The organism is Brevibacillus sp. YAE8 (assembly GCF_057543335.1).
On record NZ_BAAIYG010000111.1, the window covers coordinates 1 to 595 of the forward strand.

The 595-nt window shown below is 46.6% G+C and carries 1 protein-coding gene; it reads right to left on the minus strand.

What is annotated here, in order from left to right:
* Positions 1-533, minus strand: a 533-nt coding sequence (locus tag AC27IT_RS27870) for a cadherin-like domain-containing protein (protein ID WP_487092273.1), incomplete at its 3' end; no start/stop codon positions are given.
* Positions 534-595: the final 62 nt, after the last annotated feature.

A 595-nucleotide genomic window follows, 5' to 3' on the forward strand; every position in this document is an offset into this window, starting at 1 on the left:
GGTGGATCATTTACGGGCTGAATCGTAATTGTGATGGTAGAAATGGATGTTCCTCCTTGGCCATCGCTTACCACGACACTAAAGCTATCCACTCCATTGTAATTTTCATTTGGCGTATAGCTATAGCTGCCGTCTGGATTTACTACCACCGTCCCATTTGCTGGACCTGTCAGTAACCCGTACGTTAGTGGGTTTCCGTCCACATCCGTTGCCACCACTCGGCTATTCAAACTCGTGTCTTCGTTGATCACAAACGCGTAGTCTGGCACCACTGGTGCATCGTTCACTGGCGTGACTATTACTAGTACGTTCGTCACTATAAACGCACCCGACGGGTCGCTTATTAGGACTGTGAACGTATCATTTCCAGTGTAATTTTCATTTGGTGTGTACGTGAACGTTCCATCACCATTGACCACTGCCACTCCATTTGTCGGTGGGTCCTGCAACGCATACGTAAGTACTTCTCCATCTGGGTCAAACGCTGTAATTTGATTAGATATGGATGTATCTTCATTAGTGACCAACGTCACTACCACTGGTCCTACTGGTGGATCATTTACGGGCTGAATCGTAATTGTGATGTAAGAAATGG